This is a genomic window from Loktanella sp. DSM 29012 (assembly GCF_900110705.1).
Classification (GTDB): Bacteria; Pseudomonadota; Alphaproteobacteria; order Rhodobacterales; family Rhodobacteraceae; genus Loktanella; species Loktanella gaetbuli.
Map to the genome: position 1 here is coordinate 212,277 of NZ_FOEJ01000005.1, position 14,297 is coordinate 226,573.

Annotated in this window: 9 protein-coding genes; 6 read left to right on the forward strand and 3 right to left on the reverse strand. The window is 56.5% G+C overall.

From position 1 onward, the window contains the following. The first annotated feature begins 2 nt into the window (after positions 1 to 2). The gene (locus BMX27_RS12760) at positions 3 to 2,006 is read left to right on the forward strand and encodes a capsular polysaccharide biosynthesis protein (RefSeq protein ID WP_090160191.1); all 2,004 of its coding nucleotides are present in this window, start codon (positions 3 to 5) and stop codon (positions 2,004 to 2,006) included. A 91-nt stretch (positions 2,007 to 2,097) separates the two neighbouring features. Here BMX27_RS12760 and BMX27_RS12765 read toward each other — a convergent pair whose 3' ends face one another. Further along, a complete protein-coding gene (locus BMX27_RS12765) occupies positions 2,098 to 3,087 on the reverse strand; it encodes a response regulator (protein WP_090160192.1) in 990 nt (329 codons plus the stop codon). 745 nt (positions 3,088 to 3,832) lie between these two features. After that, a complete protein-coding gene (locus tag BMX27_RS12775) occupies positions 3,833 to 5,641 on the reverse strand; it encodes a sensor histidine kinase (protein WP_090160194.1) in 1,809 nt (602 codons plus the stop codon). 1,145 nt (positions 5,642 to 6,786) lie between these two features. On the opposite strand from BMX27_RS12775, the gene BMX27_RS12780 reads away from it, so the two are divergent. Both BMX27_RS12780 and BMX27_RS12785 read left to right on the forward strand, forming a co-directional pair. Continuing rightward, complete coding sequence (locus tag BMX27_RS12780) at positions 6,787 to 8,478, forward strand: P-loop NTPase fold protein (RefSeq protein ID WP_090160195.1); 1,692 nt, start codon at positions 6,787 to 6,789, stop codon at positions 8,476 to 8,478. Positions 8,479 to 8,738: 260 nt separating this feature from the next. Next, on the forward strand, positions 8,739 to 9,251 hold the full coding sequence (locus BMX27_RS12785) for a hypothetical protein (RefSeq protein ID WP_218144662.1): 513 nt from the start codon (positions 8,739 to 8,741) through the stop codon (positions 9,249 to 9,251). Between the two features lie 707 nt (positions 9,252 to 9,958). Here the strand turns inward: BMX27_RS12785 and BMX27_RS12795 are convergent. Continuing rightward, positions 9,959 to 10,624, reverse strand: a complete 666-nt coding sequence (locus BMX27_RS12795) for a S24 family peptidase (protein WP_143056821.1) — start codon at positions 10,622 to 10,624, stop codon at positions 9,959 to 9,961. A gap of 358 nt (positions 10,625 to 10,982) precedes the next feature. Between BMX27_RS12795 and BMX27_RS12800 the strand changes: the two genes are divergently transcribed. The 3 genes from BMX27_RS12800 to BMX27_RS12810 all read left to right on the forward strand — a co-directional run bounded on the left by BMX27_RS12800 (position 10,983) and on the right by BMX27_RS12810 (position 14,284). After that, positions 10,983 to 11,213 carry a hypothetical protein gene (locus BMX27_RS12800; protein ID WP_090160198.1) on the forward strand — a complete coding sequence of 77 codons (231 nt, stop codon included), beginning with the start codon at positions 10,983 to 10,985 and terminating at the stop codon, positions 11,211 to 11,213. A gap of 87 nt (positions 11,214 to 11,300) precedes the next feature. After that, complete coding sequence (locus BMX27_RS12805) at positions 11,301 to 12,149, forward strand: ParB/RepB/Spo0J family partition protein (RefSeq protein WP_090160199.1); 849 nt, start codon at positions 11,301 to 11,303, stop codon at positions 12,147 to 12,149. After that, positions 12,146 to 14,284 (forward strand): transposase domain-containing protein, encoded by a 2,139-nt coding sequence (locus tag BMX27_RS12810; RefSeq protein ID WP_090160200.1) that lies wholly within the window; start codon positions 12,146 to 12,148, stop codon positions 14,282 to 14,284. The genes BMX27_RS12805 and BMX27_RS12810 overlap by 4 nt, the downstream gene beginning before the upstream one ends. Positions 14,285 to 14,297: the final 13 nt, after the last annotated feature.

Below are 14,297 nucleotides of genomic sequence, written 5' to 3' on the forward strand. Positions count from 1 at the left end.
TCATGACTGATCTGCCCACGGGCCAGGCCGCCGCAGGGGAAACCTTGCGGCGGCTTTATGTTTACAACGGGGGGTTTCTGACCCAAGCGCGGGTGCGGCGCATACTGGGCCTCGCCGGATGGGATATCCGGCTGGGCATGCCTGGCGCGGACGACCACGTGGGCGTCTGGGGCCATGCGCCGACCGCCCCGCGTGGCGAAGCAGTGGCCGCCCGGCGCGACACGCCCGTCGTGCGGGTGGAGGACGCATTTTTGCGGTCCGTCAGGCCCGGACGGGACGGCGACCTGCCGCTGGGTCTGACGGTGGATTTGCGCGGCATGCACTATGACCCGGCACAGCCATCCGATCTGGAAATGCTGCTGCGGGACAATCCCCTGGACGACAACGTTCTGTTGACCCGTGCACGCGACTGCATGGACCGGATCGCCCGCGCGCGATTGTCCAAATACAACATCCACGACCCGGACCTGCCGGTGCCCGACCCGGGCTATGTCCTGGTGATCGACCAGACCAAGGGCGATGCCGCCGTCACCGCAGGCGGTGCCGACAGCAACACCTTTCGCGAGATGCTTTTCTATGCCCAGACCGAACATCCCGCCGCCCGCATCGTGATCAAGACCCACCCCGAAACCGCGCAGGGCCATCGCGACGGTTATTTCACTGCGGCGGATCAGACCGACAGGATCACGCTGCTGGATGCGCCCTTGTGTCCCCATGCGCTGATGCAGGGGGCCATCGCTGTCTATACCGTGTCCTCGCACATGGGGTTCGAGGCGATCATGGCGGGTCACCGGCCGGTGGTGTTCGGACAGCCGTTCTACATTGGATGGGGCCTGACGGATGACCGCGCGCCACTGGACCGCAGGCAACGCAGGCTGACGCGCGCCCAGCTCTTTGCAGGTGCGATGATCCTGTATCCGCTGTGGTTTGACCCCTATCGCGACCGGCTGTGCCAGATCGAGGATGTAATCGATGCCTTGGCAGCGCAGGCCCGCGCCTGGCGCGAGGATCGCCACGGCTGGCTGGCCCATGGCATGAGCGCATGGAAACGCGCGCCTTTGCAGCGGGTCTTTGGTCAGGTGCAAAAGGTCCGGTTTTCCGGCCCGCCCGACGGTCGCCGGGAGATGATCTGGGCGTCAAAAGCCGCAACGGACAGCGACCATGTGCGGGTCGAGGACGGTTTCTTGCGCTCGCGCGGTCTGGGGGCGGACCTCGTTCCGCCCCTGAGCCTCGTGCTGGACGATCTGGGGATCTATTACGACCCGTCGCGGCCCAGCAGGCTCGAGACGCTGATCGCTGCGGCCCCTGCCCTGCCCGATCACGCCCGCGCCCGCGCGCGTCGGCTGATCGCAACACTTACCCGGGACAAATTGACGAAATACAACCTGCGTGACGGCGCCGTGCCGGATCTGCCCGAGGGGCGGCGTCTCCTGGTGCCCGGTCAGGTCGCTGACGATGCCTCGGTCCGGTTGGGGGCGTCAAAGGTCGCCAGCAATGGCGATCTGCTGCGGGCGGCACGTGCTGCAAATCCTGCCGCGGTGATCCTGTACAAACCGCATCCGGATGTTGTTGCCGGGCTGAGGGACGGCGCGGTGCCCGATGCGGGCGACTGGGCGGATGCGATCATCGACCTGGACGCCGCAGCGGCAATCGACCTTGTGGACGAGGTCTGGACCATGACGTCGGGGATCGGGTTCGAGGCCTTGCTGCGGGGCAAGCGCGTGACCTGTCTGGGGCAGCCGTTCTACGCGGGTTGGGGCCTGACCGACGATCGGGCCATGCCGATCCTGCGCCGCGCCGCGACCCCGACGCTGGAAGAAATGGTGCACGCCGTGTTGATCGACTATCCGCGCTATTTCGACCCGGTCACCGGGCTCGCTTGCCCGGTCGAGGTCGCAGCCGCCCGCCTGCGGGACGGCGGATTGCCCAATCCTGGCTGGCGCAACCGGGCCCTGGCCAAATTGCAGGGTCACTTTGCGGGTTTTGCCTGGGTCTGGCGGCGGTAGGCCTGACCGATGCCGCTGTGCAGGCAGCCAGGGCGTTCCCTGTCCGGTCTGGGTTGGGCTGACCGCGCAGAGGTTGCAATCCGGCCCTAGGTCAGGCGCACAGAACCTGCGTGCGTTCGCGTGCGCGCGCCAGGCTTTCGTCGATACTGCCAAAGTCGCCCGCAGGGCTGCGGAACACGCGTCCAATTGCGATCTCGATCGTATTCAGCCCGGCCGATCCGTGGCGAAGTCCCTGTCGTGACATCTCTTTTTTCACGCGAAACGCGACTTCATTGGGGAATCTGGCATTGTCGGCTGTCGTCTTGATGACCAGAAAACAGCCCGACCCGGCATAGGTGAAATGACAATTCTCACCAACCAGTGCCGTCGACACAACGCTGCTCATCCGGGTGAGAACGGCGACAAATTCCTGCGATGACACGTTTTCATACAAGTCAGATGCATTGCTGACCTTGACCGACACAACACCGCCATGCCGAAACTGACTGCGTTCCATCCGGTCTATGAAATTCCGGAACGTCGGCTGATCCAGATATCCCGGCGTATTTTCAAAACTGACCGGATCCTCGAATTGCAGGCGGAATGGCCCGGACTGACGCTGACATGCCGAAGCGATCTGACGCACGAGCCGGTCTGCCGAAATGATCTGCTGACTGAGCCGCGCCGCCGAATCGATGCGGTTCATCAGATCATCAATCTGAAAAGGCTTTGTGATGTAGTCGTTTGCGCCGGCGGAAAACGCAGTTTCAATGTATTTTCGGTCCGACATCGCGGTCAGCATGATGATCGGTGTCTTGGCATAGACCTGATTTTTCCGGATTTCTGCACAAAGCGCGACACCGTCCATTTCGGGCATCTGGATATCCAGAAGCAAGCAACCGAACGGATCTTTTGCGGATTTCATCATCGCAAGCGCCTCTGTGGCAGACCGCGCAGAGGCGACGTTTTCAAAACCCAAGGCTCCCAGCGCCATGGTCAGGAAATCAATCAGTACCGGTTCATCATCGACCACCAGTATTTTCATCTGGTAGTTGCCCTTGCAGCGTGTGCTGACCTCTTCTTGAAACATCGAAGTCTCCATCTTGCCCACCTTTTCACGCTATAGTTGCAGCATCCTCCGCAAATATGTTCAAACTTTGGCAAGATTGTGGAACGCTGTGGCGAGGCACTTTGTACTGCAGCAACCCGAAGAGAACGGATCAAGCGGACAGATATCCCCGCGACCTTCAAGGCTTGGGCTACCGGGTTGCAGCGTGCGTCGTATCAGCGGCGGAGGTCGGCGGGTCCCGCTTGTGCGAACGGATGTTCATTCTGGCCCACGCCGACCTATCTGATGGGCGGCAACCGCACGAGCATCCGCGTGGGACCGGGTCACTTCCAGTTCATCGCGGACCGGAATCAGAAAGGATCACAAGTCGGCCTGATCATGGCCGCCCGGTGCTGGGTCATGATGTGGGATCTGCTGAAGGCCACGGGCTGGACGCCAGGACCGCTCGTCTCTTCCCCCCGATGCCAGGTGACTTTGCTGCCTGGGGGGCTGCACTCCAAGGAGGCGCTGCATCTCAACCCGTCCTTCACCGACTGGATAATGGGCTGGCCCTGCGGGTGGACCGATCCGCTGCAGCCGGTAACGGCGTGGTCCCACTGGCTGCAGCAAGGGCGTGGCGGTGGTTGAGGGGGTGTTTGTGAGGGCGGAAAGCCGTCATTCGCTGCGAGAGCAGACTTAAAGGGTCAATCAAAGAAAACGGACATTCAAGGCTGAAAGGCAGCACTTCGTGATGTGTACCCTTCGAGACCGAGTCATTCGAGCGGGGAAACCTTGGAGTTCACGCGGAGACTTCTGCCTGTTCGCTATCGTGAAGCGGTATCCTCACGAAGAACGTCGTGCCGACCCCGAGCTCGCTTTCATAGTGAATATGCCCGCCAAGTTCTTGAAGTAAAAGACTGCTGATGTTCATGCCCAGTCCTGTCCCCTCATGAGAACGGGTGGCCGAACTATCAATTTGAGAGAAGCGACCGAAGACTTTTTCCTCGGAGCCAACAGGAATGCCCGGACCCGTATCCGTTATTCGTATCTCCGCAAAGTCTTTTATTCTGGACGTGGATATTGTCACGAGGTCACCATCTCCAGAGAATTTCATCGCGTTTGAAACGACGTTCGCAAGCACCTGCTGAAGCCGGGCCATATTGGTAAGGCAAATACATGGTTCGACAGGATCTACGACCTTGAGGCCTACGTTTCGCGTGAGGCCGTATCCTCTCATGTCTTCAGCGGCGATCTGAACGGCATTCTTCAAATCGACTTTCTCAAATGAGACTTTGAACTCTCCAGAATCCAGTTTTTGCAAGTCGAGCAAGTTGTCGATTAGATTACGCAGGCGACGGGTATTCCGTCTGGCGATCTCGACCCCCCTGGCTGCCTTGTCTGGTAACGCGCCGAACCCTCCCGCATGCATAAGATCCAGGGTGCCGCTGATGGAAGTGAGAGGCGTCCTTAGTTCGTGACTGATTACAGAAACGAGTTCTGTTTGGAGCAACACCGTTGCCTCTGCTTTTTCTTTTGCGGCCTGGAGTTGTCGCGCGGCCTCTTCTTCTCGCGTTACATCAGTCAAATTGATCGTCCAGCCGAGAGGTTTGCGATCAGGATGGACCACATCCTCAATGACCAATGCATTCGCATGATAAGAACGATCCCCCACGATGTGGACAAAACATTGATTGATCCGACCGGCCTTCATTAACTTAGCGGCCAAACCATCAACCATTGCTTTCATCTCTTTCGCGTCGCCGCCGCTTAACATTTCCTTCGCAACAGGATTCATCGAGACCATCCGACCTTTTTGATTGAAAATCATTTTCAAACTGTCTGATGCATAGAAAAAATGTCGCTCCCCAACCCTTTCGGCTTTCATCAACCGGCTATTTATCAAAACCGAACCGTAGGACGCAAAGGAGATCACGATAACGTAAGGAGTAGGGTCGACCCCTGCGACCGTGAAGTCAAAGAGGAGATAACTAATATTGGTGCCAATTGGCACGGCTGACATCGCAAGGATGGCCCCATAGATCGGCTTGAAATAATTAGTCGCCCTTCGAAGCCCGTAGAGAGAGACACCTGTGGCCAAGGCAATCCAACCAAAGTTGTGAGCTTCTATGAGGTAAAACATCCAACCACGATCGGGGGTGATCGAGATCCGGCCATCAACCATGGTCGCTTGGCTATCCAGAGAGATTATCCACTCGTGCCAACCGTTCGTAAGAGCGAGGATGGTGACGCTGAACGTTGGAATGACGACGATCGGATAGGCAAAACGGCGCAAAGGATCCAATTGAACCGGGCCAAATTTTATCAGGAACACGGACCACGCTGCTGCGCAAAGAGTGGTCATAGGCATCGTCATCGTGTACAAGAAAATCTTGTTCAGAGTGCTGACTGTGGCGACCTGCAGGATGGTCATCGCGAGCCATCCCGACACCCCAACATGGGTCATCAGGAAAAAAATGTGACCTGGACCGACAGGTCGGTTCCAAGAGCGGATTGTTTGAAAGACCAGCACGCATAGAAGCAAAAGGCCGAATGCAAAAATTCCGTCGAATTCGAAGCTTTTTATCATCTGGATATCGAGGTATCTCATTGCATCCTAAGGTAGCAAATAAGAGCACAGAAAAAAATGTCATATTTTAGGCGCCGACCGGTTTTCTGAGACTTTCATCCCTTGAGCTTGTGTCTCGGCGACAGGTGCTTTTCCCGTGCCTTTTCTTTTTTGCCCGAAAGCCGTGTTCCACGATCCAGATAGTTTGGACCAGACAAGCGGTGATTGTGTAAATACAGTGATTTCCTACTTTCTCCCGTGCGTCGATATTTCTAACACCGCCCAGCGAAAGCGCGGTCTGATTTTGACGTCATAGAGCCAGGTTAAATGGCCGCATCGGCGACGTGATCTGCAACGCAGCGACAAGCATGTTGCAAGCGCGAAGCGATGCTACGTCAGCGACGACCAAAAAACGAACTTCGCCAAAGTCCGCACACCGACGTTTCGGACTACCAAAATGCTGCGACATGCACGAATGGCTGGTTCGACGGGCCGCGCCGCAGCATGACCGAGACTTGGTGAATGGCAGATTTGGGCCGGAAGCCGCTAGCGGTGCGATTTCGGTCAATTTTAAAACTTCGTTTGCTGCAACATTAACTGCCACGCACTGCAAAACCTGCTGTCACGCTACAGTCACTGTAGGGAAACAAAGAGACTTGCAGTTGCTGGAAGAGAGCGGGTCAAGCCGGAAGACATCGGAAAGGCCCTTTAAAATAAGTCCCTAAGGTCGGATCGATGCCCTTGTCCCTGCAGCGCTGCTGGTTTTGCATATGGCCACTTATGCGCCCTTTGAGGCCCTCAAGGTGACCTGGACCGACCATCGCGCAACGAGTTGGCGATAGCGCCTCAAACCCCATTTAAACAACCGTTCAACGGGTTTCTTGAGGCCCCAATCATCGTCTTATCTGTTTTTCTTCCTCGACAGAAGTGGGACGCGTGCGTCCCACTTTGTAAGATAGGTCCCACTTTACATGATTTGCGTTGGGTTCTTGGACTTTTAAGGCCTCTGCAAATTCTTGAACCTGGGTTAAGTGGGACGCGAATTTTTTTGAAAGCGTCGTTTGGTGAACTAAACTGGTTTGAGGTGACTGCGCTTCGTCATCTATGGTGTAAGAGCCGATCTTGCCGGTAAAGTAACTGGGCAGGCCGAGCATAGGTACATAGCCTGGAAAACTGGAGGATTAGGATTGACCCGAGCTTTAGCTAAGGCGGAGATGCGTCGATTTCTGTCGTCCGGCGAACCCGAAGTCTTAAGCGTAAGTGGGAGGTGGGGCGTCGGTAAAACCCACGCGTGGGATGAGGTATTGGCGGAAGTAGGTACGACCTCACCATTGAAGAAGTATGCCTACGTTTCGGTCTTCGGCCTGCGAAGCTTGGACGACCTCAAGATTGCTATCGTGCAGTCAACAGTTGCGCTTGATAGCGATGAACTAGAGCCGACTGTCGAGTCATTTAGAAAGCACCTCTCTAGCTTCGATGGTCTGAGGAATGCCGGAGAAACGGCGATTAGACGTAGCTTTCCTCACCTGACGAAAGGAGCCTCTGCATTGCCGGTTGTAGGCCACATGAGTGACCTCCTGACATCAGGTGCATCGCTATTAATCCGCAATCAGATCATCTGCATCGATGATATCGAGCGCGCCAGAAGTGGTCTAGAAATCTCTGATATTCTCGGTTTGGTATCTTCCCTTCGGGAGCGAAAGGGTTGCAAAATTGTCCTGATGCTTAACGAAGAAGGTCTTGGGGATCAGACTGAAAAATTTGCTCAGTATCGAGAGAAGGTTGTCGATCAAGCTGTTTTCTTCAGCCCTAGCTCTAGAGAATCTGCAAACGCAGTTTTGAACAGTTCAGGTATAATTGATACCGAACTCGTTGAGCGAGTGGCTATGCTCGGGATTGTAAATATTCGAGTGATTAAACGTATTCGCCGTACTATCACTCATTTGGAGCCGATGTTGAAAGACCGGCACGTGGACCTGTCTAAGGCTGTTGTGAAATCGATGGCACTTTTGGGTTGGTGCGTCTTTGAGCCTGGGCAGGCTCCTTCGTTAGAGCAGGTCCAAGGCGGTGCAAGTTTGTTCAGACCGTTGCCTGACGGTGAGCCCAGTAAAGCTGAAGAAGCGTGGGGTCAAATTTCTAGAGAATATGATTTCTGGTCCTTAGAAAAGCTGGACGAGGAAATTCTAAGTGGATTGCAGCTGGGCGCTTTTGATTTAGATGCGCTTCGAACGGTATTCGATGACTTGGAGGCTCAGTTCGCTGACACGGAAGCTATAAGAGCGATCAATTCGCCTTGGCATCTGTATGCAGACAGTTTCGACGACAACCATCAGGAGGTTGTTCAGGCGTTCGTAAGTTCTGTTGAAGATTACGGCAGAAATATGGAGGCAGCGCAAGCTACTAATATTATTGATTTTTTGAACGAGCTGGGGGAAACGGATGAAGCGGAAAGAATTCTAACCACATATTTGAAAGCGCAGGATGGAAAATCACGTGATTTTTTTGCTGCCTCGCTTCGGAATTTTCATATCAGGGTAGACCAAAGAATTCTGGATGATTTTGAAAGAAGGCTCGATGAAATACCTGTCAACGAACATCCTGCTGATGTGCTTTTGCGAGTTTCAATTAATGAGTTCCGGAGTGACCGTGATATCGCGTACCTAGCGTCTGTTCCTACATCCGAATATTATGATATTCTAAAGCGATTTAAGGGTACTGAGCTTAGCGTCATGGTCAACTTTGCTCTTAAGTCTGAAAATATGGGGTTAGCTATAAGAGGATACTCCAAGATCACAGAGCGAATGAAGGATGCTCTCCGCCAAGTAGCTCAAGAAAGCAGCTTAAATGAACTTCGGGCAAAATTATATTTGAAAAAATGATTTCGTCTTGAGCGGCTCACACCTACAGTCAGCTATGCTCGGACCACACGACCTTACCGATCAAGCGGATAAGGTTGGCTTCGGTAGGTTTGCGGATCTCCATTGCGTGCTCGGGGTTGTCAGATCGGATGAAGGAGTGCGGTGGCTAGCACCCTTACCTTAATTTATACACTCGCCAAACCACTTCGCCTTTGCGCGTTGCCGCGATCCGATGATCCGTCTATCTTTTGCCTATGCAGAAATCGCGTCAGTTTCACGGCTTGTCTACGGGTGTCAAACTTGAGAAACAGGCGCGATCAATCCTCATTCAGGCTCAGGCAATAGCGAAAGCCGATGCAGATGAGTTCGGTCTGCGTCGTGCGGAACACATCGGCATAGAGCCTATGCTTTTGGCGCTATCGATGGAATTTGCGTTGAAGGCTTGGTTTGTTTGGGACCACAACACCCTCAAGACCAAAAGAACCCATGATCTCTTGATGCTGTTCGAGCTTCTTAGCGAAACCAGCAAAGAGCGTCTTGCTCGGCGATTTAGAGAGCAAGTCGCTCCATTCTATCCAGATGGTTTCAATCTGAAATATGAAATCACTGACATTCTGGCTCATCATGCTAACGCCTTCGTTGAATGGCGATACTTGCACGAAAAGCGAAACCACGGGATTTCATTCGACTTCAGTAAATTCGTCGCAACTTTGAAAATGGTACTAGATGAATTTGCAACGCTGTATCGAGAGGAGCCGATAAGCCCGCAGCTTGTGATCCGGCCTGGGCCTTAGTCACCGATGCTTGCTATCATCGCGCGGAAGCTGGAACGACTGCAGGCCTTTTTCTACCACCAGCTATGCCCAGACTACACGACCTTTCCGATCAGGCGGATAAAGTTGGCTTCGGCGGGTTTGCGGATCTCAATGGCGTGGTCGGGGTTGTCGGAGCGGATGAGGAGCTGTTCGTCGTGGGGCTTTCATGACGAACTTGTCCCATAGGGCATCCTTCCATTCCAAAGAAAGGATCACACCATCAGACCATAGGATCAAACACCAAGGCTTTTACCTACCAAAGTGATACGTCTTGTTCATCTTTTGGTAGAGAATTTTTAGGGCTGTTCGATAGTCTTCCGAAGCGTTCAGTTCCCGAACTTGTTCCTGCGAAAGGTTCGCAAAACAGTTATAGGGCCTGCTAAACCGTGGCCGACCTTGCACGGCCAGACCTACAGCTGTCTCTACATCTGGGCGTAGGCCCAAGGTGTCGATTAACGCGATGTAGTTTTCGCCACCGGAGTTTAGATTTGCAAAGTGACAAATGATGACTTGGTCAACGATCGACCTGTCTTGATCAATAGGCCAATCCTTCTTGAACCATTCGATCGCCTGAAAAACGCCTGTGATCAAAACGATAGCCCAAATTACTTTGAAGAGCCGACCCAGCACTCAAGTGCCTCTTCTCGAATTTGGTCGAAATGCGTTTTCCTCATCGAAGGAGCATTTCACCGCCAGCTATGACCCGACCAAACGACCTTGCCGATCAGGCGGATCAGATTGGCTTCGGAGGGTTTTCGGATCTCGATGGCGTGGTCGGGGTTGTCGGAGCGGATGAGGAGTTGGTCGTCGAGGCGCTCCAGGCGTTTGATGCGGGCGTCGCCGGTGACGTCGACAAAGGCATAGACGCTGCGGTCGCGCAGGGTGATCTGGCGTTCGTCCACCAGGACAAGGTCACCGTCGGACAGCGTAGGGCGCATGCTGTCGCCCTGGACGCCGAGGACGCAGCATTTTTCGGCGATCAGACCGGCTGAGGTCATCCAGGCAGCACGAAAGGCAACGGGGGCCAAGGGTGCAGAGTTGTCACCATTCAGACCAGGTCCCGCAGACAGCTTTACGTCGTAGCGCCGGACTTTGACAAAGTCTTCATCATCTAGGCTGGTTGGAGTGTCGTAGGCTTTCGCCAACGAACGGGGCGGGCCAACGTAAAATTCAAGCCCCAGCGCTTGGCACAACGCTTCAAGCTTTTCAGCAGAAGGCGAAGAGCCACGTCTAAGCCCCTGCAAAACACCGCTGTTGTTTTGACCTACAGCTCGCAGTCCGACTTCCGCCTGGGAGAGCCCCAGCTCAGCGCGTCGTGCTTCTAGGAGCGCATATAGATGTTCAGTTTTCACTATGGTGGCAAATTACACTGAAAATACAAATTTGCACAAGTCTGGTCTCGGAAACCGATAGTTTCCAATTTAGTGCAAAATAATATTGACCGCTTAGTGTAAATATGTATTTTCACGGTATGGATACGATACATCTCATCAGGCTGGCCGAACTTATGGCGTCCCACACCGGGCGTTCTGAGGCCACGATCTCAAACAAGGCTGCCGGGCATGCCCTCCTGTTCAAAAGGTTGCGGGATGACTGCGGTTGCACGGTCCGCACGGCAAACCGTGTTGCGTGTTGGTTTTCCAAGAATTGGCCCGCCGATCTGGCGTGGCCTGCCGATGTTCCGCGCCCGTCCAGTAAGGGGAAAGCCGCATGACCTTGGTCTCTTTCACTACGTCACCCGCCGTTCAGATGGCGGCAGATGCCGCAGAGCTGATGACCGAGGAACAGCGCGTGGCCTTTGCCATGCAACTGATCCTGTCGATCACCGCGCCAAGTTGCAGCCAGCATCTGCTGCGCGTGTCAGTGCAAGCGCGGGCGACCGCTGATCAGATTGAACGGACACGTCAGATCGCCAGAGCTGTGAGTGCGCACCATGTATGATCTGCGCACAATCCTGACGGACATTCTTGGTGTCATTGCACTCGCCATCATCCTGATCGGTAGCCTGTTCATTGCGGGTGGCCTGTCATGAGCCGCGCGAAGTACATCCCCACCGTCACAGCACTGTCCCGTTCATCTATCGCGATCCCGAAGGACCGCCTGCGCGAGGTCGATCCCATCGCGATCGGGTCCATCGTGCGGTCAATCGAAGAGCACGGGTTGCTGACACCTATTATTGTGCGACGCCTGCCCAAGGGCCAATTCGAGCTGATCGACGGGGCGCATCGGATGGCCGCGCTCAAGCTGCTGAAACTGGATGATATTCCGGTCCGCTGTTACGAAGGACCAGCCGCCGCGATCCGATTGATCGAGATCGACGCCAACCTTGCCCGCGCCGATCTGAACGACCTTGACCGTGCCATTCACCTTGCCGCGCGTCGTCGTGAATATCTGGCAGAACACCCTGAAACGGCTCAAGGAAAAGCAGGTGCCGTTGTCCGCTGGGATGCAAGTGCCGACTCGGCACTTGTATCCTTCGTGACCCAAACCGAGCGTCAGACTGGCCTTTCGCGGCGTAAAATTTTCAAGCTGATTGAGGCTGGCGAAGCCATCAACAAGGCCATGGCGGCCCGCCTGCACGCGGCCCCTGCCCGCACCACGCTGAACGACCTCTTGGCATTCGCCAAGGCAGACCCTGACCTGCGCGAGGACGCCGTCGAGGCCTTTGCCAACGGTGAGGTCAAGAAGCTGGCGCAGGCGCTAAAACCCGTTCGTCATCGGTCCGTTAAAGACCCGGTTGAACAGCAGTTGATGGCCTTGCGCGATGCTTGGGCGCGGTCCAGCAAAGCAGCCCGCAAACGCTTTGTTGCCATGCAGGCCGATGATCTGACCGCGCTGCTGGACGCCATGAACGACGGGGGCGCTGACCCGCAATGACCCGCGCACCGCAACAGGAATGGTGGACCGCTGCCGAGATCGCCGCCGCAGGGCTGCCGGATATGCCCGGCACCAAGCGCCGCATCAACGCAATGGCACAGCGCCTTGGCTGGGATCGCGCGCCCCAACTGGTGCGCCGTCGCGCAGGGCGCGGCGGTGGCCGCGAATACCATTGGACGCTGTTTCCGGCCCGCGCACAGCAAAAGCTGCTGACCTCGTCCAGCGATGCTGCCCCCCTGCCCGCCGCATCCGACAAGCCCAGCCGCGACGAGGCTTGGGCGTGGTTTGAAGGTCTGCCCGCCAAGGCCAAAGCCGCGGCAGAAGAACGCCTGAAGGTGATCCAGTCCGTCGAGGCCATGGAACAAGGCGGGGCGAGCCGGATCGTCGCGGTCGATGATGCGGCGGCGCTGTCGGACAAGTCGCAGCGCACCATCTTTAACTGGTTCGCCATGATCGACGGTGTGCGGTCCGATGACCGCCTGCCCTATCTCGCGCCCCGTCACCGCGCCGCGGCCAAGGGCAAACGCCGTGCCACTATCGACCCCACGTTCCTTGACTACGTCAAGGCCGATTATCTGCGCCCCGAAGCGCCCAGCCTCAAATCCGTCTACGACCGGGTCGTGCGGATCGCCAAGGCCGAGGGGCTGGAAGTTGCCCCGCTGCATACGGTCCGCCGCCAGATGGACCGTGACATCTCGCCCACCATGCTGACGCTCGCGCGCAAGGGTTACGAGGCGCTCAAACGCATGCGCCCGGCCCAGACCCGCGACAAATCCGCGATGCAGGCGCTGGAAGGGATCAACGGCGACTTTCACCGCTTTGACGTGTTCGTGCAGTTCCCGGCAACGGCGGACGGCCTGCGGGCCGAGATCGCACGTCCACAGTTGTGCGCGTTTCAGGATATCTATTCCGGCAAGCTGCTGGCCCACCGGATCGACCGGACGGCCAACAGCCATTGTGTCCAGCTCACCATCGGCGATCTGATCGAACGCTGGGGTATTCCTGAGCATGTGCTCTTGGATAACGGGCGCGAGTTCGCATCCAAGATGATTACCGGCGGCGTCAAGAACCGCTTCCGCTTCAAAGTCAAAGAGGACGATCCATCCGGTCTGTTGACCAGCCTTGGTTGCGAAATCCACTGGGCCTTGCCGTTTTCGGGTCAGTCAAAGCCCATCGAACGCGCGTTCCGTGATCTATGCGATCGCATCGCCAAGCATCCGGCCTTTGCCGGGGCCTACACGGGCAACACGCCGCTGGCCAAACCTGAAAACTATGGCGAACGGGCGGTGCCGCTGGCGCAGTTCACCCAGATCGTCGACGAAGAGATTGCGGCCCACAACGCGCGTCCCGACCGCAGGTCAGAGATCGCCTACGGTCGCAGTTTCGATGACGTATTCGCCGAAAGCTACGCAAGCGCCCCGATCCGCAAGGCGACCGAAGCGCAGCGCAGGCTTTGGTTGATGGGTGCCGAGGGCATCAAGGTCAACGCCAACACCGGACAGATCAATTTCATGCGCAACCGCTACTGGGCGGACTGGATGCACGGGATCATGGGTCAGAAGGTCGTGGTCCGGTTCGATCGTCAGGCACTGTGGGACGGTCTGCACATCTATTCCAACGCCAACGAATACCTCGGCTTTGCACCGTGCTCGGAAAAGTCAGGCTTCTTTGATGTGGATGATGCCCGCGCCACCGCCCGCGCCAAGCGCGAATATACCAAGGCCGCCAAGGGCGAGCTGGACGCCTACCGTCAGTTGACCGCCCGCGATGTGGCCGATGCCCTGCCACCCGTCGAGATCACGGATGAACCCGTCGCCGCCAAGGTCGTGCGACCGCTCTTTGACAAGGCGCGCGCGCCTGCACCGGCCCCGATCAGTGCCGACGTGCAGGCCGCACAGGCCGCGATGGTCGCCGACCTCGATCAGGCCCGCGCCGCGCGGGCAGTGGAAACAGCAGAACGCGATGGGCGCGAGACATTCATGCGCGCCCGCGCCCTCGAAGAGATGATCGCTGCGGGTGACGCGGTGACCAAGGAACAGCAGCGCTGGTTGGCCGGGTACCAAGGCACCGCTGAATACAGAACCTGGCAAGGCATGGTCGCGGACTTCGGACTTGGGGTCCTGGCCAAAGAATGACCGCCGCCGGGTT